The organism is Oxalicibacterium faecigallinarum, assembly GCF_014635705.1.
GTDB classification, from domain to species: domain Bacteria; phylum Pseudomonadota; class Gammaproteobacteria; order Burkholderiales; family Burkholderiaceae_D; genus Oxalicibacterium; species Oxalicibacterium faecigallinarum.
Window position 1 is genome coordinate 54,758 of the sequence record NZ_BMDI01000001.1, and the last position, 19,506, is coordinate 74,263.

General features: G+C 53.5%; 22 protein-coding genes and 1 tRNA gene. 10 read left to right on the top strand and 13 right to left on the bottom strand.

Features of this window, described 5'->3' with window-relative positions; translation table 11 throughout:
- Positions 1–78 precede the first annotated feature (78 nt).
- Positions 79–465 (top strand): 30S ribosome-binding factor RbfA, encoded by a 387-nt coding sequence (gene rbfA, locus IEV29_RS00290; protein WP_188379282.1) that lies wholly within the window; start codon positions 79–81, stop codon positions 463–465.
- A gap of 78 nt (positions 466–543) precedes the next feature.
- Complete coding sequence (gene truB / locus IEV29_RS00295; protein WP_188379283.1) at positions 544–1,476, top strand: tRNA pseudouridine(55) synthase TruB; 933 nt, start codon at positions 544–546, stop codon at positions 1,474–1,476.
- 24 nt (positions 1,477–1,500) lie between these two features.
- On the opposite strand, the gene IEV29_RS00300 is transcribed toward truB, so the two are convergent.
- Positions 1,501–2,490, bottom strand: coding sequence for a CE1 family esterase (locus tag IEV29_RS00300; protein WP_188379284.1), 990 nt, complete (start codon positions 2,488–2,490; stop codon positions 1,501–1,503).
- Between the two features lie 349 nt (positions 2,491–2,839).
- On the opposite strand from IEV29_RS00300, the gene typA reads away from it, so the two are divergent.
- On the top strand, positions 2,840–4,678 hold the full coding sequence (gene typA, locus IEV29_RS00305; RefSeq protein WP_188379285.1) for a translational GTPase TypA: 1,839 nt from the start codon (positions 2,840–2,842) through the stop codon (positions 4,676–4,678).
- 123 nt (positions 4,679–4,801) lie between these two features.
- Here typA and aptA read toward each other — a convergent pair whose 3' ends face one another.
- Complete coding sequence (gene aptA / locus IEV29_RS00310) at positions 4,802–6,124, bottom strand: omega-aminotransferase AptA (protein WP_188379286.1); 1,323 nt, start codon at positions 6,122–6,124, stop codon at positions 4,802–4,804.
- A gap of 195 nt (positions 6,125–6,319) precedes the next feature.
- Here aptA and dusA point away from each other — a divergent pair, with 195 nt between their 5' ends.
- Positions 6,320–7,354 (top strand): tRNA dihydrouridine(20/20a) synthase DusA, encoded by a 1,035-nt coding sequence (gene dusA, locus IEV29_RS00315; protein WP_188379287.1) that lies wholly within the window; start codon positions 6,320–6,322, stop codon positions 7,352–7,354.
- A gap of 247 nt (positions 7,355–7,601) precedes the next feature.
- The gene (locus IEV29_RS00320) at positions 7,602–8,072 is read left to right on the top strand and encodes a BON domain-containing protein (RefSeq protein WP_188379288.1); all 471 of its coding nucleotides are present in this window, start codon (positions 7,602–7,604) and stop codon (positions 8,070–8,072) included.
- A gap of 277 nt (positions 8,073–8,349) precedes the next feature.
- On the opposite strand, the gene IEV29_RS00325 is transcribed toward IEV29_RS00320, so the two are convergent.
- Entirely contained in the window at positions 8,350–8,487 is a 138-nt protein-coding gene (locus IEV29_RS00325; RefSeq protein ID WP_188379289.1) for an entericidin A/B family lipoprotein, read from the bottom strand.
- 182 nt (positions 8,488–8,669) lie between these two features.
- Positions 8,670–8,999 carry an ElaB/YgaM/YqjD family protein gene (locus tag IEV29_RS00330; protein WP_188379290.1) on the bottom strand — a complete coding sequence of 110 codons (330 nt, stop codon included), beginning with the start codon at positions 8,997–8,999 and terminating at the stop codon, positions 8,670–8,672.
- A 266-nt stretch (positions 9,000–9,265) separates the two neighbouring features.
- Between IEV29_RS00330 and IEV29_RS00335 the strand changes: the two genes are divergently transcribed.
- The 5 genes from IEV29_RS00335 to IEV29_RS00355 all read left to right on the top strand — a co-directional run bounded on the left by IEV29_RS00335 (position 9,266) and on the right by IEV29_RS00355 (position 13,541).
- Entirely contained in the window at positions 9,266–10,159 is an 894-nt protein-coding gene (locus IEV29_RS00335) for a TauD/TfdA dioxygenase family protein (RefSeq protein ID WP_188379291.1), read from the top strand.
- Positions 10,160–10,242: 83 nt separating this feature from the next.
- Entirely contained in the window at positions 10,243–11,232 is a 990-nt protein-coding gene (locus IEV29_RS00340) for an ABC transporter substrate-binding protein (protein ID WP_229726306.1), read from the top strand.
- Positions 11,232–12,161 carry an ABC transporter ATP-binding protein gene (locus IEV29_RS00345; RefSeq protein ID WP_188379293.1) on the top strand — a complete coding sequence of 310 codons (930 nt, stop codon included), beginning with the start codon at positions 11,232–11,234 and terminating at the stop codon, positions 12,159–12,161. Before IEV29_RS00340 ends, IEV29_RS00345 begins: the two co-directional genes overlap by 1 nt.
- The gene (locus IEV29_RS00350) at positions 12,158–13,030 is read left to right on the top strand and encodes an ABC transporter permease (RefSeq protein WP_188379294.1); all 873 of its coding nucleotides are present in this window, start codon (positions 12,158–12,160) and stop codon (positions 13,028–13,030) included. Before IEV29_RS00345 ends, IEV29_RS00350 begins: the two co-directional genes overlap by 4 nt.
- Positions 13,031–13,142: 112 nt before the next feature.
- Positions 13,143–13,541, top strand: a complete 399-nt coding sequence (locus tag IEV29_RS00355) for a hypothetical protein (RefSeq protein WP_188379295.1) — start codon at positions 13,143–13,145, stop codon at positions 13,539–13,541.
- Between the two features lie 118 nt (positions 13,542–13,659).
- Here IEV29_RS00355 and IEV29_RS00360 read toward each other — a convergent pair whose 3' ends face one another.
- From IEV29_RS00360 to ybgC, 9 genes are all read right to left on the bottom strand, one after another.
- Positions 13,660–13,914: a hypothetical protein gene (locus IEV29_RS00360; protein WP_188379296.1), complete on the bottom strand. Its 255-nt coding sequence runs from the start codon at positions 13,912–13,914 to the stop codon at positions 13,660–13,662.
- Between the two features lie 168 nt (positions 13,915–14,082).
- Positions 14,083–14,158: transfer RNA gene (locus IEV29_RS00365), tRNA-Lys, on the bottom strand.
- 157 nt (positions 14,159–14,315) lie between these two features.
- Positions 14,316–15,050 carry a tol-pal system protein YbgF gene (gene ybgF, locus IEV29_RS00370; protein ID WP_188379297.1) on the bottom strand — a complete coding sequence of 245 codons (735 nt, stop codon included), beginning with the start codon at positions 15,048–15,050 and terminating at the stop codon, positions 14,316–14,318.
- Positions 15,051–15,062: 12 nt separating this feature from the next.
- The gene (pal, locus tag IEV29_RS00375; protein WP_188379298.1) at positions 15,063–15,563 is read right to left on the bottom strand and encodes a peptidoglycan-associated lipoprotein Pal; all 501 of its coding nucleotides are present in this window, start codon (positions 15,561–15,563) and stop codon (positions 15,063–15,065) included.
- Positions 15,564–15,616: 53 nt separating this feature from the next.
- Positions 15,617–16,900 (bottom strand): Tol-Pal system beta propeller repeat protein TolB, encoded by a 1,284-nt coding sequence (gene tolB / locus IEV29_RS00380; protein ID WP_188379299.1) that lies wholly within the window; start codon positions 16,898–16,900, stop codon positions 15,617–15,619.
- Positions 16,901–16,905: 5 nt separating this feature from the next.
- Positions 16,906–17,787, bottom strand: a complete 882-nt coding sequence (gene tolA, locus IEV29_RS00385) for a cell envelope integrity protein TolA (RefSeq protein ID WP_188379300.1) — start codon at positions 17,785–17,787, stop codon at positions 16,906–16,908.
- 10 nt (positions 17,788–17,797) lie between these two features.
- Complete coding sequence (locus IEV29_RS00390; RefSeq protein WP_188379301.1) at positions 17,798–18,235, bottom strand: ExbD/TolR family protein; 438 nt, start codon at positions 18,233–18,235, stop codon at positions 17,798–17,800.
- Between the two features lie 12 nt (positions 18,236–18,247).
- Positions 18,248–18,928 carry a protein TolQ gene (gene tolQ, locus IEV29_RS00395; RefSeq protein WP_188379302.1) on the bottom strand — a complete coding sequence of 227 codons (681 nt, stop codon included), beginning with the start codon at positions 18,926–18,928 and terminating at the stop codon, positions 18,248–18,250.
- Positions 18,929–19,030: 102 nt separating this feature from the next.
- Complete coding sequence (gene ybgC / locus IEV29_RS00400; protein WP_188379303.1) at positions 19,031–19,468, bottom strand: tol-pal system-associated acyl-CoA thioesterase; 438 nt, start codon at positions 19,466–19,468, stop codon at positions 19,031–19,033.
- Positions 19,469–19,506: the final 38 nt, after the last annotated feature.

Consider the following 19,506-nt stretch of genomic DNA (forward strand, 5'->3'; position numbering starts at 1 on the left):
ATTCCGTTCGCATCGGCCGGTTTCATTGCCCGCCGATGCGAATTCATTTTTGCTCCGTAAGCGGAACGAGAAGACATTATGGCTAAACACAGCAAATCCATTCCAGGTCGCGGTCTGCGCGTTGCCGATCAGATCCAGCGTGATCTGTCGGAAATCATTGCTTTCGAATTGAAGGATCCACGCGTTGGCATGATCACGATTACGGAAGTGCAACTGACGCCTGATTACGCGCATGCCAAGGTGTTTTTCACCATGCTGAGCGACAAGCAGGATGATATTCAGAACACCGTTTCTGGTCTGCGGGCTGCGGCGGGCTACATTCGTAAAGAGCTGGGGCGTCGTCTGACGATTCACACGCTGCCCGAATTGCACTTTGTGCACGACACGTCGACGGCACGTGGCATGGAAATGTCCAAGCTGATCGATCAGGCCAACGCTACCCGTGCGCAGGATGCGGAAGACTAAGCATCGTCCGTACGTTTCCTATTTTTCAGTTTCGTTTTCTTTTTCGATGCGCCTAGGGCGCATCGTTTGTATCAGGCCATGGTGAACTCTTCCTCAAAGAAAAAGCGCGTAGCAGTGCATGGCGTGCTGTTACTCGACAAACCTGCCGGTCTGTCGAGTAACGATGCATTAGGCAAAGCAAAGTGGTTGCTCAATGCTGCCAAGGCCGGTCATACCGGCACGCTCGATCCTTTCGCTACGGGTTTGCTGCCTTTGTGTTTTGGTGAGGCGACCAAGTTTGCGCAAGATCTTCTCGACGCGGACAAGACTTACGAAACGGTGGTGCATCTGGGAATGAAAACCAATACCGGCGATACCGAAGGGGATGTGCTTGAAACGCGGCAGGTAGATGTAACGCTCACGCAGATTGAAGAAGTCTTGCAGCAATTTCGCGGTGACATCGAGCAGGTGCCACCCATGCACTCCGCATTAAAGCGCGATGGCAAACCGTTGTATGAATATGCGCGTGCGGGCATCACGCTGGAGCGCGAGGCGCGACAGATCACGATTCACCAACTGGATCTGATTGCATATGAGGCACCGATGCTGACTTTACGTGTGCGCTGCAGCAAGGGAACGTATATCCGCGTGCTGGGAGAGGACATTGGCGCAGCCCTCGGTTGTGGCGCCCATTTGAATGCCTTGCGGCGCGTGACGGTGGGTGGGCTGACAATTGCCGAGGCTAAGACAATTGAACAGTTGAGCGAGGTAGAAGCTGATGCCAGGGCAGCACTACTGGCACCTGTAGATGCGTTGCTGTCGTCTTTCGCCAAAGTGGAACTGACCGATGAATTGTCCAGCCGTTTTCGCAATGGACAACGACTGGCTTTGGGAAAGGAAGCTGCGATCAATATTCCGGCGATCAAAGGACGCGTTGCGGTGTACCGGAAGACGGATGGCATGTTGCTGGGCACCGCACAATTACAGGCTTACGACATTCTTGCACCGGAACGGCTGGTTGCGCTGGGGTGAGGGATGGCATGCGACAACGGCATGTCAGCGTTGATTCCGCTTGTTCACGTCAGTTTGACGATGGTTTGATTTGAAGAAGTCCCAGATCACATCGGTGGCGTCGATTGCATCGTAAGGCCGCTGTTCCAGCGCAGGCGTGTTCATGCTGGTTTTGCCTGGCCAGGTATGGTCGGCAGAGCGAAGACGATAGAAGAAAACGGAACTGTTGTCCCGGCAAGATGTATTGCTCTCCACTGTCACATCATCGTTTATGACAACCGCCGGCGCGCTGCCGCAGCCATTGGCGCGACGCCAGAACTCCACACTGTATTGGACCGGCTTGAATGGCTTGGACTGCGCACGCGCAACCAGTCGTTTGGGACTCATGCCCCCTTCAAATGCCACGATGGAATCTGCCATCCCATGCATGATCAGTATCGGTACCGGTGAACGTGGCGATGGTTCATCGCCAAACATTGCGCCAGCCACAACCGCTGCACCCGCCAACTGATCCGATAAAGCAATTGCGACACGATGCGTCAACATGCCGCCATTGGACATGCCGGTCACATAAATGCGACTGGGGTCAACCGCGGCAATCCGCTTTACATCAGCCACGACATCGGCAACAAAGGCCACATCCTCATGATGGCTGGACATTGCTTCACCGCAGCAGCCACCCGCGTTCCATGTGCCCATCCTCGCGGTACGGCCAGCGCCGTTTGGCGCCGCAATGATCAGGCCTTCCCGCATGGCCTTGGCACGCCAGCGCTGAATCATGGAGTCGCCATTTCCGCCGCCGCCATGCAGCACGATGATGAGCGGTGCCGACGAGTGTCGACTGGCATCCAGCAGTTGATAGCTGCGCTGCTGGTCGCTTGAGATCAGCTGACGCTGGTTATCCTGCGTACCGGCGTGTGCTTGGAGGCGTTCCACAAGACGCGGTTGTTCACGATCTGCTGCAAAGGTCGTCCCGGCAAAAATAATCAAACTGCTCAGGGAAAAAATGTGAAGCACGCGCGCTGGTATGGGCATGTGGCTCTCTTTGCGTTGGGTTGGTTGTCGAAAAGGCAGTGCACCATCCTTGCAAGAAATGCACCGGCCGTCCCCATTGCATGGGATTGTCTAAAAGACAATATGGTCCACGCCGGTCGCCATGATGCGATGCAGTCCCAATGCACCAGCATGGTTTGCTTACCGAGACCAATGCGTAAAACAGCGGTGTTCAGCCTTCGTGCAAATCGCCATCCGCGTTGCAGCGTGGCACAAAATCCGGCAACTCATTGAAAATCAAGGTCTTTCCCTGAGAGAGGGGCGGGTTTGCTGTGCTATAATCGCAGGCTTTTCAAAATCCGCAAATCCGCACCACCAACTGCACATCACCATGTCAAATTCAAAACGCGCTATTCGTAACATTGCCATCATCGCTCACGTCGATCATGGCAAAACCACCCTGGTCGACCAGCTTCTGCGTCAATCCGGTACCTTCCGTGACAACCAGCAAGTCGATTCCCGCGTGATGGATTCTAACGACATCGAAAAAGAACGTGGCATCACGATTCTGTCGAAAAACTGCGCAGTCGAATACAAAGGTACGCACATCAATATCGTCGATACCCCGGGCCACGCCGACTTCGGTGGTGAGGTGGAGCGTGTTCTGTCGATGGTTGACAGCGTGCTGTTGCTGGTTGATGCGCAGGAAGGTCCAATGCCGCAAACGCGTTTCGTGACGCGCAAAGCGCTGGCACTGGGTTTGAAGCCGATCGTTGTCGTCAACAAGATCGATCGTGAAAACGCCGATCCGCAGAAGGCAGTCAACGCCACTTTTGAACTGTTCGATAAACTCGGTGCAACCGACGAGCAACTGGATTTCCCTATCGTTTATGCATCGGGCTTCAAAGGCTATGCAGGTCTGGAAGACACCGTGCGCGAAGGTACGATGGAGCCATTGTTTGACGCCATCCTGCAACACGTTCCGGCACGTGAAGATGATCCGGACGGTCCGTTGCAACTGCAAATCACCTCGCTCGAGTACTCGTCGTATGTCGGCAAAATTGGTGTCGGCCGTATCTTGCGTGGTCGTATCAAGGCACTGCAAGACGTGGTCTGGATGAATGGGCCGGAAGACAAGCCAACCAAGGCACGTATCAATCAGGTGCTGACGTTCAAAGGTCTGGATCGCGTATTGGTGGATGAAGCGCTGGCCGGTGATATCGTCCTGATCAACGGTATCGAAGAAATCGGTATTGGCAGTACGATCTGCGCACCGGATACCCCGGAAGCCTTGCCAATGCTGAAGATCGACGAACCAACCTTGACCATGAACTTCATGGTCAACAGTTCGCCGCTGGCAGGCCGCGAAGGCAAGTTCGTGACGACGCGTCAGATTCGCGATCGTCTGGAAAAAGAACTGAAGTCCAACATGGCCTTGCGTGTCGTGCAGGCGCCGGACGATGACTCGACCTATGAAGTATCGGGCCGTGGTGAATTGCATCTGACCATTCTGATCGAAAACATGCGTCGTGAAGGTTTCGAGATGGCGGTATCGCGTCCACGCGTTGTGTTCAAGATGGTCGATGGCGTACGCCACGAGCCGTATGAAAATCTGACCGTCGATGTCGAGGAAGGCCATCAGGGCGGCGTGATGGAAGAACTCGGTCGTCGTCGTGGTGACCTGACCAATATGGAACCGGACGGCAAAGGTCGCGTACGTCTGGAATACCATATTCCGGCACGCGGTCTGATCGGCTTCCAGAGCGAATTCATGACGCTCACCCGCGGTACCGGTCTCATGAGCCACGTGTTTGATGCCTATGCACCCGTCGATGCATCCAAAGGTGAACTGGGTGGTCGTCGCAACGGTGTGTTGATTTCGCAAGACGACGGCACGGCGGTTGCCTACGCGATCTGGAAGCTGCAGGATCGCGGTCGTATGTTTGTTAATCACAATGATCCGGTGTACGAAGGCATGATCATCGGTATTCACTCGCGTGAAAACGATCTGGTCGTCAATCCGATCAAGGGCAAGCAACTGACCAACGTGCGTGCATCGGGTACCGATGAAGCAGTGCGTCTGGTTCCGCCAATCGATCTGTCGCTGGAATATGCGGTCGAATTCATCGACGACGATGAGCTGGTGGAAGTGACACCGAAGAGCATTCGTCTGCGCAAGCGCTTCCTCAAGGAACACGAGCGTAAGAAGGCCAGCCGCGAAGCTGTGTAATCAAGCATGCGACACGCTGATCAGGGATCGGCGTGCATGAAATAAGAAACGCCGTGCATCGACTGCACGGCGTTTTTGTTTGGCGATGAATTTTTGATGAAATCGCCGTACGCGTTCGAGCGATCAGGCAGTCGTTTTCAGGATGCTGGCAATGCCATCAAAGAGCTGATCGATTTCCGCCTGGTTGATGATTAATGGCGGTGATAAGGCAATTACATCGGCAGTCACGCGGATCAGAATGCCCTTGTCCCAGAATGCCTTGGTGAAGACGTTGTAAGCACGGCTGCCGGGCTTATCGGGCATGCTTTCCAGTTCAATGCCGCATACCAGTCCCAGATTGCGGATGTCCTTGACATGCGGCAGCCCGTGCAGGCGATGTGCTGCCTGTTCAAAGTAGGGCGCCATCTCGTTTGCGCGCTCGAACAAACCGTCTTCCCGATAAACCTCGAGTGTGGCAAGTGCGGCTGCCGCGGCAAGCGGGTGGCCTGAATAGGTATAGCCGTGCGCGAACTCGATTGCATTGTCCGGTGCTGCCTGCATGAAGGCGTCATGAATTGATTGTTTGACGATAACTGCGCCCATCGGGACGGTGGCATTGGTTAATGCCTTGGCGCAGATGATCATGTCAGGCAAGACACCAAAATAATTCGCGCCGAAAGCGGTGCCGAGACGACCGAGTCCGGTAATGACTTCATCAAAAATCAGCAGGATGCCGTGTTTGTCGCAGATGGCGCGAATGCGTTCAAGATAACCCTTGGGGGGAAGAATGACCCCAGCCGAGCCTTGCAGGGGTTCAATGATGACGGCAGCAACACTACTCGGGTCGTGCAGGTTCAGCAAACGCTGTTCCAGTTCTTCGGCCAGTTCGCCACCATGCTCGGGTAAGCCGCGTGAAAAGGCATTCCGCTTTATATCGAGGGGATGGCGCAAATGATCCACTGCGGCCAGCGTCGCGCCAAATTGTTTGCGGTTGCCGGCAATACCGCCAACGGCAATGCCTCCAAAGCCGACGCCATGATAGGCGCGCTCACGTCCGATGAGGCGTGTGCGTCCGGCATCGCCACGTGCCCGGTGGTAGCCGAGTGCCATCTTTAGCGCGGTGTCGACGCCTTCTGACCCATCATTGCAGAAGAACACACGGTTTAACCCGGTCGGTGCCATGTTGACCAGTGCGGATGCCGCTTCAAACGCCTTGGGGTGTCCCATCTGGAAGAGCGGCGCATAGTCCATCTCGGCAGCCTGCTTTTGTATTGCTTCGGTAATGCGCGGGTGCGCATGTCCTGCATTCACGCACCACAAGCCGGCTGTGCCATCCAGAATCTGTCGCCCGTCGTCACTGGTGTAGAACATGCCGGATGCTGCGGTCAGCAAGCGCGGTTTCTCCTTGAACTGCCGGTTGGCCGTAAAGGGCATCCAGAGATGGCTGGTATCGAGTGACGCGCTCATGTGCTGCAATCCTTGTGCGATGAAGTCATTGCCATAGTAGAACGTTTGCGCTTGCGTGCAAAGGTGAGCGGTTTGTCGTGATTTTTCGGATGTGAGGGTTGTTATGGTGGCACGAGGGCGACGCGTGCCGCAGCGCATCGTGAGGGACAGGCGGAGCGTGTAAAATGGCGGGTCTTCGCAGCATGGATACGAGAGATGGATTTCAATAACAGCAACGATTCTGCACGCAAGCCAAACGGGCGGCGTATCAGCGTTGCGCCCATGATGGACTGGACGGATCGCCATTGCCGTCTGTTTCATCGTCAGATTACACAGCACACCTGGTTGTACACGGAGATGGTGACGACCGGTGCGTTGCTGCACGGCGATGTGCCGCGTCACCTCAATTTCAATGACGAGGAACATCCGGTTGCGTTGCAACTCGGTGGAAGCGAGCCGGCCGATCTCGCGCAGAGTGCGCGACTTGGCGAGCAATGGGGCTACGACGAAATCAATCTGAATTGCGGTTGCCCTTCAGAGCGCGTGCAGAAGGGCGCCTTTGGTGCCTGCCTGATGAATGAGGCGCCCCTGGTTGCCGATTGCGTCAAGGCCATGCGCGATGCGGTACAGATCGATGTCACCGTCAAGCATCGTATCGGTATCGATGACGTCACGTCGTATGATTTCGTGCGCGATTTTATCGGCACGGTTGCGGAAGCGGGTTGCTCGACTTTCATCGTCCATGGACGCAATGCGATTCTCAAGGGTCTGAGCCCCAAGGAGAACCGTGAAATCCCGCCACTGCGCTATGAGGTGGTATATCAGCTCAAGAAAGATTTTCCGAACCTCGAGATCATCCTCAATGGCGGCATCAAAACCATTGAGGAAATCGATACACATTTGCAGCACGTCGATGGGGTGATGCTGGGTCGCGAGGCTTACCACAATCCGTATCTGATGGCAGAATTCGACGCGCGTTATTACGGAGATGCAAAGCCGGCGCGTTCACGCACCGACGTGCTGGAAGCCATGATCCCTTACATGCACGAGCAGCTCAAGCTTTACGGAAGCAGTGAAAAAGGGGGTGGTCTGCGCCTCAATAGCATGACGCGCCATATGTTGGGGTTGATGACGGGTTTGCCGCATGCTCGGAGTTTCCGTCAGACGCTGTCGGATGCGAAAAAGCTTGCTCAGGGTAGGCCAGAACTCGTGCTCGAAGCGTTGCAACGTATGCAGCCGCATGCCGCGTAATAATGTTCGCATGTGATCCATGCACGATTTAAAGGCATCAAGGTAGCGCAGTATGCTTTGGTGCGTTAAACACCGCACATAATGGTGCAAATCAATGTTCTTCTCAAGAACCTTGGCAATTTGATGTAGTCAAGAAGATAACCGATTTGGTTTTGTGCATTGTTACAGGCCAAGGGGGATCTTCAACATCACAGTGGACGAGTTTTCCATCCGGAAAGCAGACGCTGCATATTGAAAGGATAAATAGATGAAGACATTGCCAGAAACTTCCAAACTCGCAATCGGTGCTGCCGTACTCGCTGTATTGTTTGCCACCGGCTGCGAACGTCGCGCACAGGAACCTGCAGCGCCACCAGCAGCTGACGCAACCACTGGCGTAACGCCACCGCAGGCGCCTTCCGAGCCAGCTACTACGCCTGTTCCAGGTGCTACCGAGGCACCGGCAGTGAATGCTGACGGTAAAATAGCCGCCCCGAGTGAAGAAGGCCGTGATGCTGGCACCGTTGTTGACGATGCGATGCTGACGACCAAAGTCAAAACAGCCCTGTTGGCTGACTCCGACGTAAAAGGGTTGGCAATCAACGTTGATACTTCGCAAGGCGTCGTTTCGCTGAATGGCGAAGTCAAGAATCAGGCACAGGTTGATCGTGCCGCCAAACTGGCAGGTGAGGTTGAGGGCGTCAAATCCGTCCTGAACAATCTGACGATCGCGAAGTAATCGTCGGTTTGCCATACGACCGCCCGCGCTTCGGCCCGGGCGGTTTTTGTTTGGGTGACGTCTGAATGGTCAGCAATATCTCTCTTGCTTATTTTTGCTGGCCACAGCCACAGTCCATGCCGGGTAGTTGAACTGCCATCCGAGCGTATAGAGACCGATAAGGTGATGTCTAATGGTGCTGCAGATGTAAGACACGCATTGAATTGCATCAGACGTGCAAACAAAAAAGAGCATGACATCGTCATGCTCTTTTCTTTTCAAATCTGTTTAGCGCAGATTACTTGTTCTTGGTTGCTGCGTCCTGAACTTTTTCACCGCCGCGCTCAACATCTTTACCAAAACCATCCATGGTGTTGCAGGCACTCAGGCCAGCACTGAAAGCAAAGACGCACAGGATTGAAATAATTTTTTTCATGATGATTTCCTTTCGAGTTTTATGGAGCGGAGCGTTCGAACGCCTCCTTTATTTCTCCCAAGGGAGAAACGTTCTGGTCCCCTTGCAAAGGGTGCGCACTGCAACATTAACAAGGGGACATGCTCTTTAGTCAATTGCCCTAATCGGAAGTTCATCTAACGCAACATCCTATGTGCGCTACCTCACTTAGAGCGCGCCAAGATGATACCGATCAATGCACCGATGCCCAGTGCCACAGCTAAGGTCTGCTTGGGACGGGCCTTGACATAGCCCGTGCTCACATCAAAACCATGATGGATTTTTTCACTGGCTTGGCCTGCGAATTCGCGTGCGGACTGACGCGCGGAAGCAACCTTGCCGGCAACACGTTCATATGCGTCGCTCAGCTCTGCATCCGTCAAATCCACAGCGTGGGTGATCAGCGAATCAATATCCGTTTTTAATAACTGTAGATCGGAGCGCAATGTGGCGGTCGTAGGTACATATTTAGCGGCGACTGTTTTCGACGACATGTTAATCCCCTTCGTTTGTCAGTTTGAAGTATGTAGAAAAGGGCGCTCCATTCTCATTGGGCGTATCAGACTCCCCTTTCTGCTTGCAATGTTGGGACAGTCTTAATCATCAAAAATTCCTTTTTCTTAATGCGGACATTAGTGGATAGCCAAAAAATTGCCGCTGAGCATGCTTCACTTTACGCATATCGATAATCGAATTACTTCGTTCGCACGACCTAACCCTCTCGATACACTGCGTTCATCAAAATCCTTATTACTTTTTTATGTCAGCAGTTCCATCATCGAACAGAGGCTGGAGAGCGCAACATAATCTTGCGATCCTACCCTTCGACGCGCCCCTGGGCGCCGAGATTATCGGCCTTGATTTATCGCGCGAAGTCACTTCGCATGACTTTTCACGGCTTCATCGCGCCCATCTTGATCATCATCTTCTGGTGTTCCGAGATCAGCGCATTACCCCGGATCAGCAAATTGCATTTAGTCGTCGCTTTGGCCCCTTACAGATTCACGTTCTGAATCAGTTCCAGCTTGCAGGACATCCCGAGATCCTGATCATTTCCAATATCAAGCAGGATGGCAAACCGATCGGCTTGGGTGATGCCGGTCATTTCTGGCATTCCGACCTCTCCTATGTACGAACGCCCAGCCTGGGTTCCATGCTGCATGCGCAGGAATTGCCGGAAGAGGGCGGCGACACCTTGTTCGCCAACATGCATCTTGCCTGGGACACGTTGGCGCCGCATTTGCGAGCAGCGGTTGCCGGCTTGAAAGCAGAGCATAGTTATCTTGCCCAATATGCCGAGCTGCAACGCCGTAATCCATGGCGGCCCAACCTGACGGAAGAACAGATTGCGCAGGTCAAGCCGGTGCTGCAGCCAGTGGTCCGTACTCATCCCGAAACCGGCCTGAAGGCGCTTTTTGTCAGCGAGCATTTCACCACCCGCATCGATGGTCTTCCTGAGGATGAGAGTCGTGATCTCTTGGCCCAGCTGTTTGCCCATAGCGTCAAGCCGGAGCATGTGTATCGCCATCACTGGCAAGCGCACGACATGATTTTCTGGGACAACCGTTCACTCATGCATCTGGCAGCGGGATGTCCGGATCATCTGCGGCGCAAGTTGCATCGCACCACGATTGAGGGCGATTTGCCTTACTAGATTCCCGGTAATTCTTTATATCTTTTCTCCCGCCCAAGGGAGCAACAACACGAGACCATTAAATGATCATGCGTACAAAAAAAATGTTTCTTGGCGGCCTGGCTTTAAGCATGGCGCTGTATCCCGGCTTGTCGAATGCCGAAGGGAAAATCAGCATTGCGCAACAATTCGGCATCGGTTATCTGATTCTTGATGTGGTTCGTGATCAGCAACTGATCGAAAAACACGGCAAACAGCAAGGGCTTGATATCAAGGTGGAGTGGGCCAGTATCTCTGGTGCTACGGCGATGAATGAAGCGCTGCTTGCGGGCGCGCTGGATGTTGTGTCTGCAGGGGTGCCACCGATGCTGACGATGTGGGATCGCACCAAGGGAAAACAGAATGTGAAGGCCGTGGCGGCGCTCGGCTCTTTGCCAAACTATCTGCTCTCCAACAATCCTGCCGTGAAGACAATCAAGGATTTTGGTCCCAAGGACCGTATTGCCGTACCTGCGGCGGGCGTAGGCTTTCAATCGCGTACCTTGCAAATTGAAACCGCACGTATATTCGGCAAGGACGACTTCAAGCGCTTCGATAATATTTCCGTCAGTCTGGCACATCCTGATGCGACAGCGGCGCTGATCGCTGGCGGCTCCGAGATCAATGCGCATTTCTCCAGCGCGCCTTTTTATTATCAGGCCCTGGCATCGAACAAGGATGTGCACAAAGTCATCAGTTCGTACGAGATTCTAGGTGGGCCGGCAACCTTCAACGTGCTGTACACCACGCAGAAATTCCATGATGAAAATCCAAAAACCTATAAAGCCTTTTATGTAGCGTTGCTTGAGGCATCGCAGTTTATCAAGGCTAACAAGGACAAGGCAGCTGATACTTTCATCCGAGTACAAAAATCAAAACTTGATCCGCAACTGGTACGCAAGATTGTCGAAGATCCGGAGAATGACTTCACCATCTCGCCACATCGTACTTTCGTCTATGCAGACGAACTGCACAAACTGGGCGTGCTGAAGAACAAAGCCTCTTCGTGGAAAGATTACTTTTTCGAAGAAGCATACGCGCAGCCAGGCAGCTGATGAAAAACCGTCTTCGTTTCTTGCCTGCCTTGAGCACCGCATCGTCCGGTAGTGACGCCGCCCTGCGGGTGGGCAGTGGTTTCGCTACTGCCCGCAGTCATTCGCGTGCGTCAAACAGCAATCGATCACGTCCATTCAACGAGACGTATCCTTCGCCTTTGCTGCAGGTGGATGGAGTAAGTCTGGAGTACCGTACGCCGCAGCGCGTAGTCAGGGCCACGCATCGGGTCAGTTTTGATGTGCATGAGGCGGATCGCTTTGTGTTACTGGGGCCGTCAGGTTGTGGCAAGTCGACGCTATTGAAATCGATTGGTGGCTTCATCGCGCCGGTGGAAGGGGAGATTCGCCTTGGTGGTCATGTGGTGACTGCACCGGGCGCAGATCGCATCGTGGTATTTCAGGAGTTTGACCAGCTGCCGCCATGGAAGACGGTGTTAGAGAATGTGATGTTTCCCTTGCGGGCATCACGCACGCTAGGCAAGAAGGAAGCGGCTGAACGCGCCCTGCATTATCTCGACAAGGTTGGACTGGCCCAGTTTGCGGATGTACATCCGCATCAATTGTCGGGAGGTATGAAGCAGCGGGTGGCGATTGCACGCGCTCTGGCAATGCAGCCCCGGGTGCTGTTGATGGATGAACCATTTGCCGCGTTGGATGCACTGACACGCCGCAAGATGCAGGAGGAGCTGCTGCAATTGTGGGAAGAAGTGCGCTTTACTTTGCTGTTCGTGACGCACTCTATTGAAGAAGCGCTGATCATTGGCAATCGTATCGCGATGTTGTCCCCTCATCCAGGTCGGATGCGTGCCGAAATCAACAGCAATGCAAACTTGTCTGATATCGGTAGCGCTTCTTTCCAAGGCAATGTGCAACGTATTCATCGGATGTTGTTTGAGGAAGAGCAACCATTGCAGGAGAAGGTTGCATGAACAAGACGTTGCATCCGCCTGTGCGAGCCGAGTATGAAAATCGGTTGCAGCCTTTTACTGCTATACCGGTCGAGAGAACGCTGCCATTGCACGCTCGCATATGGACGCAAGACTGGATTCGAAAAGGCGTGATTCTGATCGCGTTGGCAGCAATATGGGAAATCGCTGCACGTCTGCAGAATAACGATCTGTTGTTTCCCACGTTTTCTGCAACCGCGCAGGCGTTGATGGAAGGTATTGGTAGCGGTGAGCTGATCGAGAAGACGCGCATCTCCTTATCCATTCTGCTGCAGGGCTATGTGGGAGGTGTGATCTTCGCCTTTCTGCTGACAGCGTTGGCGGTGTCGACACAGCTGGGTCGTGATCTCCTTGATACGCTGACTTCGATGTTTAATCCGCTGCCGGCGATTGCGTTATTGCCGCTAGCGCTACTTTGGTTTGGTATCGGCAGCAGCAGTCTGATCTTTGTGATAACCCACTCGGTATTGTGGCCACTTTCTTTGAACACGTATGCAGGTTTTCAGGGAGTGCCCGAAACCTTGCGCATGTCCGGGCGCAATTATGGTTTGCGAGGCTTGCGATATGTCTTGCAAATTCTTGTCCCCGCTGCATTGCCAGCAATTTTGTCCGGCCTGAAGATTGGTTGGGCATTTGCCTGGCGTACCTTGATCGCAGCCGAACTGGTCTTTGGTGCATCGTCAGGAAAGGGCGGTCTCGGCTGGTATATCTTCCAGAACAGGAACGAGCTTTTCACGGACAAGGTATTCGCGGGCTTGGCGATGGTGATCATGATCGGTCTGCTGGTCGAAAACATCGTATTCCGCTCGCTGGAGCGCATTACGATCCAACGCTGGGGTATGCAGCGCTAAGTGTTCTTGCGTGAGCGATACGCGCGTTGCCTGTTATATCCATATCGGAAAACATTCGTTTGATTTTGGATGGAAATTCGTAAGATGAGTTGTCAGAGAAAATCTGGCAATCATGGCGAACTTCAAACAAAAACAAACGAAAGGTCTCCGCATGTCATCGGCTCAGCTTGCACTTCTCCGTTCTCGTTTTCCTTATCCAGAGCGAAAAATTTTTCGGCGGCGCGCCATTCTCAAGGCGGGTGACGCATGTTATGCCGATGCAAGAACACTTGACCTCTCGTCTCAAGACCTTAACCTGATGATCGATCGGCCTCTACCGGTCGGAGAGCGGGTTACCCTCGCGTTCAACATCACGATCGACCAAAAGACGAGGCAGCTTGAATTTAAGGGACGTGTCGGTTATTGCGTGCTGACAGGAACGGAGGGATACCGCATGCGCTTTGATGTGGATGTTCGTGCGGATGCGGACTGCCATGCGCGCCTGGCGGGATTGATGGAGCGTTTGGTGTGACTTGGAACAGTGGTGAGTGGTGATCGCGCAGCAGATAGTGTAACCAGCGGGCCGCATTTTCCTTGCGGCCCGTTGTTCTTTGCGATGTGGCTTGGAAGTAAAGCAAAAGCAGGGACGTTCAAGGCCAAGGGGCCGGATTCACATTCACATACTGAGGCCCATCTTCCGATGGCTCTGGAACGGCTGAGTTGCGATCACCCATATCTGACTTTCCTTCTGCGATCACCGTAATTTCCTTGCGTGCTGCATCAAAATCGGCGCGCGTCAATGGAGAAGCCTTGTCGGGCGATTGCTCAATTGCCCATGTCGCCAGTGCCTCGAATCGTTGCTTTAACTCTGCAGCAAATTGTGCGCGTTCATCCTTCGTCACCATGGTTGTCTCCTGAGTGAATCTATAGCTAAGACAACGACAATCCGCAATGATTTGCAGAGATATCAACCGACGATGAAAAAATATGGAGGAGGGCGGAGCGAAGAGCGTGTTTCTGCGCCGGAAATGCAAAAAGGGTTCAGACTTGTGATCTGAACCCTTGCTAATTCGTGGTAGGCCGTGCGGGATTCGAACCTGCGACCAACGGATTAAAAGTCCGCTGCTCTACCAGCTGAGCTAACGACCCGAAAGACAGCTATTATAGGAACCCTTTTGCACGCTGTCAACGCTTTTGAATGAATTTTCTATTCATTCTGGTGCACATTTCAATTCAAGGCCCACCTTCTCGTTCGACATAAAAAATGCCCGTCTGATAGCGGGCATTTTTCTGAACAGGCAATCGCTTATTTAAGATTCGCCAACCGTTCTCTTGCTGTTTGTGCAGCCGGGGAGTTGGGATATTTCCAGACCAATCCTTCCAGTGCCTTCTTGGCAGCAGCACGATCCTTCAATTCCATTTGGGAGCTGGCGATGTTTAGCATGGCATCAGCAGCACGCGGATTATCCGGATATTTCTTGATCAGGTTTTGCTGCGAGGTAATCGCAGCGCGATAATCCTTTTGTGCATACTGCGCGTTTCCAATCCAGTATTGTGCGGAAGGTGCATAGGCCGAATCAGGATAGCGTTGCAGGAACGCGGTGAATGCAGCGGCAGCGCCTTTGTAGTCACCTGCGCGGAACAGATTCTCTGCATTGGTATAGGCACTCTGTTCGGACTGCTGCACCACGGCATCCTGCCCGTCGACCTGAATCTGCTGAGGTTCCAGTTTGCGCAAGCGGTTATCCAGATCGACATACAGGTCTTTCTGTCGTTGCTGTGCATTTGAAACTTCGTTCTGCAGGACTTCGACCTGGCCATTGAGCCGGTTGATTTCCTGACGCAGTTCGTCATTCTGATTTTGCAGATTCAGCAGAGCAGAAGATTCCGCCTTGCTTTGCTGCAGATTATCCGTCTTGGTGCGCAAATCCAGAATCGCGCGACGTGCTTCATTATCGCCGCCGAACAACTGCGCATGTGCCGGCAGCGACCCCAAAGAAAATGCGGCCACAAGGGCCGCAGCAAGCGTTTGCTTAATCATGCGTACTGAAGATTAATAAACGATGTCGGCACGGCGGTTTTCTGCCCATGCTGCTTCGTCGCTACCCAACGCTTTTGGTTTTTCCTTGCCGAGGGAGACCGCTTCCATTTGCGATTCTGGAACGCCCAGCAGAGACAGCGAACGACGTACTGCCTCAGCACGTTTCTGGCCGAGTGCCAGGTTGTATTCCGCACCACCGCGTTCATCGGTATTGCCTTGGATGATGATCTTGCGGCCGGTGTTTGACTTCAGATACTTGGCGTGATTTTCGACGACTTGCTGATATTCAGGTTTGACGGTGTAGCTGTCGAGGTCAAAATACACGCTGCGTTTTGCCAGTACGCCTTGTGGGTCGTTCAGTGGATCGCCGGAGGCATTGACGGTACCGACCGAGCGAGGATCAACGCCGGAGGTACGATCTTCTACTGGTGCTTTGTCGTCGAGTTTCGTCGAAGAGCAAGCTGCCAGAAGCATGACGCTGGACAGGATGAAGACGGATGAGATTGCGCGCATATTTTTATTCCCCTTAGAAGTGTGAAGCAATTGAGTATCAAGAAACAGCCACTTTATTTCATGAACGGTCCCCACGTCGGCTCGCGAATATCGCCAGCCTGCGTGCTCAGACTCGTCTTGACACGACCATCAACCGAGACGATTGCCAGGGTGCCCTGACGACCGGATTCGGTTGCGTACATCAAATATCTGCCGTTTGGCGAAAAGCTTGGCGACTGATCTTTGACGGTGTCAGACAAGCGTTGTTCCTGTCCGTTCGTCAAATCTTGCAGATAAACCTGAAATTTTCCTTCGCGACGCGAAATAAACCCCAGATATTTCCCATCGGATGAGACGCGCGGGCTGATGTTGTAGCTGCCGCCGAAGGTAACGCGGCGCGCCTCGCCGCCGTTGACGCTCATACGATAAATTTGCGGTCCGCCGCTGCGATCACTGGTGAAGTAAATCGTCTGACCGTCAGCGGAGAACTGTGGTTCGGTATCAATACCGCTCGAATTGCTCAGACGGCGCAAGCCGGTGCCATCGGTATTGACGATGTAAACCTGTGTCAGCCCGTCACGCGACAGGGCAATTGCCAGTCGTTTGCCGTCAGGTGACCATGCTGGTGCAGAATTGCTGCCTTTGTAGTTGGCAGCGACAGAGCGATTGCGCGTGACCAGATCCTGCACATAAATGACGGGTTTTTTGTTCTCGAAGGAAACATAAGCAACCTTGGTGCCATCTGGCGACCAGGATGGTGAAATGATGGGTTCATTGGAACGCAGGGCGATCTGGTTGCCCATGCCGTCCGAATCGGCGATTTCCAGGCGATACTCGCGACCGGCCTTGGTGACGTAGGCAATCCGTGTCGCGAAAATACCCGGGATGCCCGTCAGTTTCTCGTAGATATCATCGGCGACCTTGTGGGCCGAGACACGAATGAAGTTGGGATTGGCAGCCAGTGCCATGGAGGACAACTGCTTGTTATTGGTGGTATCGAAAAGACGGTACTTGACGTCAAAACGACCATCAGCCAGACGCTCCACACTGCCCACAACCAGTGCATCTGCACCGCGCGACTTCCAGTCTGCCAGATTGACTTGCGAGTTTTCTGTCAGGACGGAACCGGTGTCAATCACCTTGAAATAACCGCTACGGGTCAAATCAGCCTTGATGATTTCACTGACTTGGTGCGGCGCAATCGATTCATTACCGAAGGCGGCAATGGCGATCGGGATTTGATTGGCGCCGACACCAGCAATCTCGACACGTAATTGCGCATGTGCAATACCGCTGACGAATAGTGCAATGACGGCGAACGTACGAATGAACGTGCTGGATAGAAAGTGTTTAATCATTGTTTTTACTGGTCTTTTGGTTTGTGAACGACGGTAAAGCGATTTGGAACAGTGCCTGTTTTCTCGTCACGAGGGAAAGGCTGAGAGCGTTCGATTGCGCGTTTGACCGCTTCGTCGAAGCCATCGACGCCAGATGGTTTACGCAACTTGATACCACGTACGGTGCCATCGGGCAGCATTTCGACATCGAATTCGACTGCAGGATTCCCCGAAAGCGTCTCTGGCACGTTAAATATTGTGTTGGAGCGAATACGCGCGCCAATTTTTTGCAGATAACTTGCATCTGCAATACCGCTGCCCGTTGACTTTTGTGCCTGGCCGGTACCACCGCTGCCGATGGCACCCGTGAGGCGGCGCATTTCTTCCGCACGTGCTTCTGCGCGGCGTTTTTCATCCGCAGCTTCTTTTTTCTTTTGCTCTGCTTCAGCTTTTTGCTGTTCGGCTTTCTTTTTTTTCTCCGCTTCTTCCTTGGCTTTTGCTTGTTTCAGTTGCTCAGCCTTTTCCTTTTCGGCTTTCTCTTGTTTTTCTTTTTCCTGCTGGGCAAGCTTCTGGCGTTCTTCTTCCTTGCGTTTTTTCTCGCGTTCAAGCGCGATATCCACCTTGGGTTGTGGTGGCGTTGGTTCCGGTTTTACGACGGGCTCCGGTTTGGGCTCGGGCTTTGGTTCCGGCTTGGGTTGCGGCGTTGGTTCAGGCGGCGGTGCAACCGGTGCGGCCTCACGTGCCTGCATGTCCCATATCTCCGCCTTGACGGACACCGGTGTTTCGCTTTGCCAGTCGATACCGATCCAGAAAAAAGCGAGCAACGCAATATGCACGACAATTGCAAGCGTGGCGGCGCGAAAGCCGCCGGGTTCTTTGGGAACAGTGTAAGGCGCGTGATCTGTCATGGAACCTGAATTACCTGGTGGCGAGTCCGACGCGATCAATGCCTACTTTTTTCGCTTCGGAAATAGCCTGGATTACTTCGTCGTACTTGATTTCCTTGTCGGCCGCGATCATGACGGGCAACTCGGGGTTGTCGGCATGCAGCGTACGCAGTTTTTGCGCCATCTCGCTACGATTGCCGGCATTTTCCTTTGGAACCGAACCATCCTTGCGTCCGTTGATGGTCAGAATGGCCGACGCATCCGGCTTGAGATCGATGCGGATATATTCGCTTGGCGGCTGGGTCGAACGTGCCGCATTCGGCAGTTCGATCTCGCTTGGTGGTTGCATCGGTGCGGCTGCCATAAAGATGATCAGCAGCACCAGCATGACGTCGATGTAGGGAACGACGTTGATTTCTGACTTGAACTTGCGGTTGCGACCACCCCGCATGCTTCCGGAAAATGACATTGCTTCGTTTCCTTATCGCGCCTGACGTTGCAGGATGTTCGAGAATTCTTCGACAAAGGATTCGAAGCGGATGGCCAGACGGTCGATGTCGTGCGAGTAGCGGTTGTAGGCGACAACCGCCGGAATTGCAGCAAACAAGCCGATGGCAGTCGCAATCAGTGCCTCGGCAATCCCGGGCGCCACGGCGGCCAGCGTAGCCTGCTGCACATTTGCCAGACCCCGAAAGGCATTCATGATGCCCCACACCGTACCGAACAGGCCAACGTAGGGTGACACCGAACCCACCGAGGCGAGAAAGGCAAGATGCGATTCCAGTCCATCCATCTCTCGCTGGTAGGCAGCACGCATGGCGCGACGTGCACCATCAATGCGCGTATTGACGTCGGATGCACGCAATTTGTTGAATTCGCTCATTCCCGCTTCAAAAATGCGTTCCAGTGCGCCGCCCGACCCGCTGCTCTTGCGGCGATTGGACGTCGCGTTGGCGTAAAGCGCATTGAGATCGCCGCCAGACCAGAAGACACGTTCAAATTCTTCCGTCTGGGCTTGTGCGTTTTTAATGGCAAAGCGCTTGCGGAAGATATAGGTCCAACTCATGACTGAGACGCCGACCAGCAGCAGCATGACCAGTTGAACGAGAAGCGAAGCGTTGGAAATCAGGTGAACAAAGGAGAGGTCTTGAGTGACGGTCATGGATGATGAGAGTGAAGTCAGTTTGGATAATTGTATGCGGAATATGGTGCAAAGTCGTTGCCAGCAGTGCGTTTCAGCCGTTTTTCCTTGTAAAACCCTTGATTAAGGCGTTTCCAGAGCTTTGATGCTATCCATTACATGTGCCGGAATTTCTGCCGGGCGAAACCGTTTGGCGTCGACGCAGCCAACCTTGATACGCCCGGTGGTCAGCAATTCCTGCCGTTGGTTGCCTTGGGCATCGCGTGTCAGTCGCCAAGCCTCTTGCACAAACTGTACCGAGGCGCGGCCCATCTTTTCGACTACGACCGTCAATTTCAGTTCATTATCCAGTCGCGCCGGCGCGTGATAGTCCAGAGCCGTGCTTTTGACGACAAACATGACGCCATGATTTTCCGTCATTTCGAATTGGCCGATTCCTGCCGCCCGCAGCCATTCCGTACGGGCACGTTCAAAAAACTTCAGATAATTGGCATAGAACACAACGCCGCCGGCATCGGTGTCTTCGTAATAGACGCGAATGGTCCAGGTGAAATTCGACATGAGTCTTGCGATGAAAGAAAAGTGTTGTCGAGGGAACA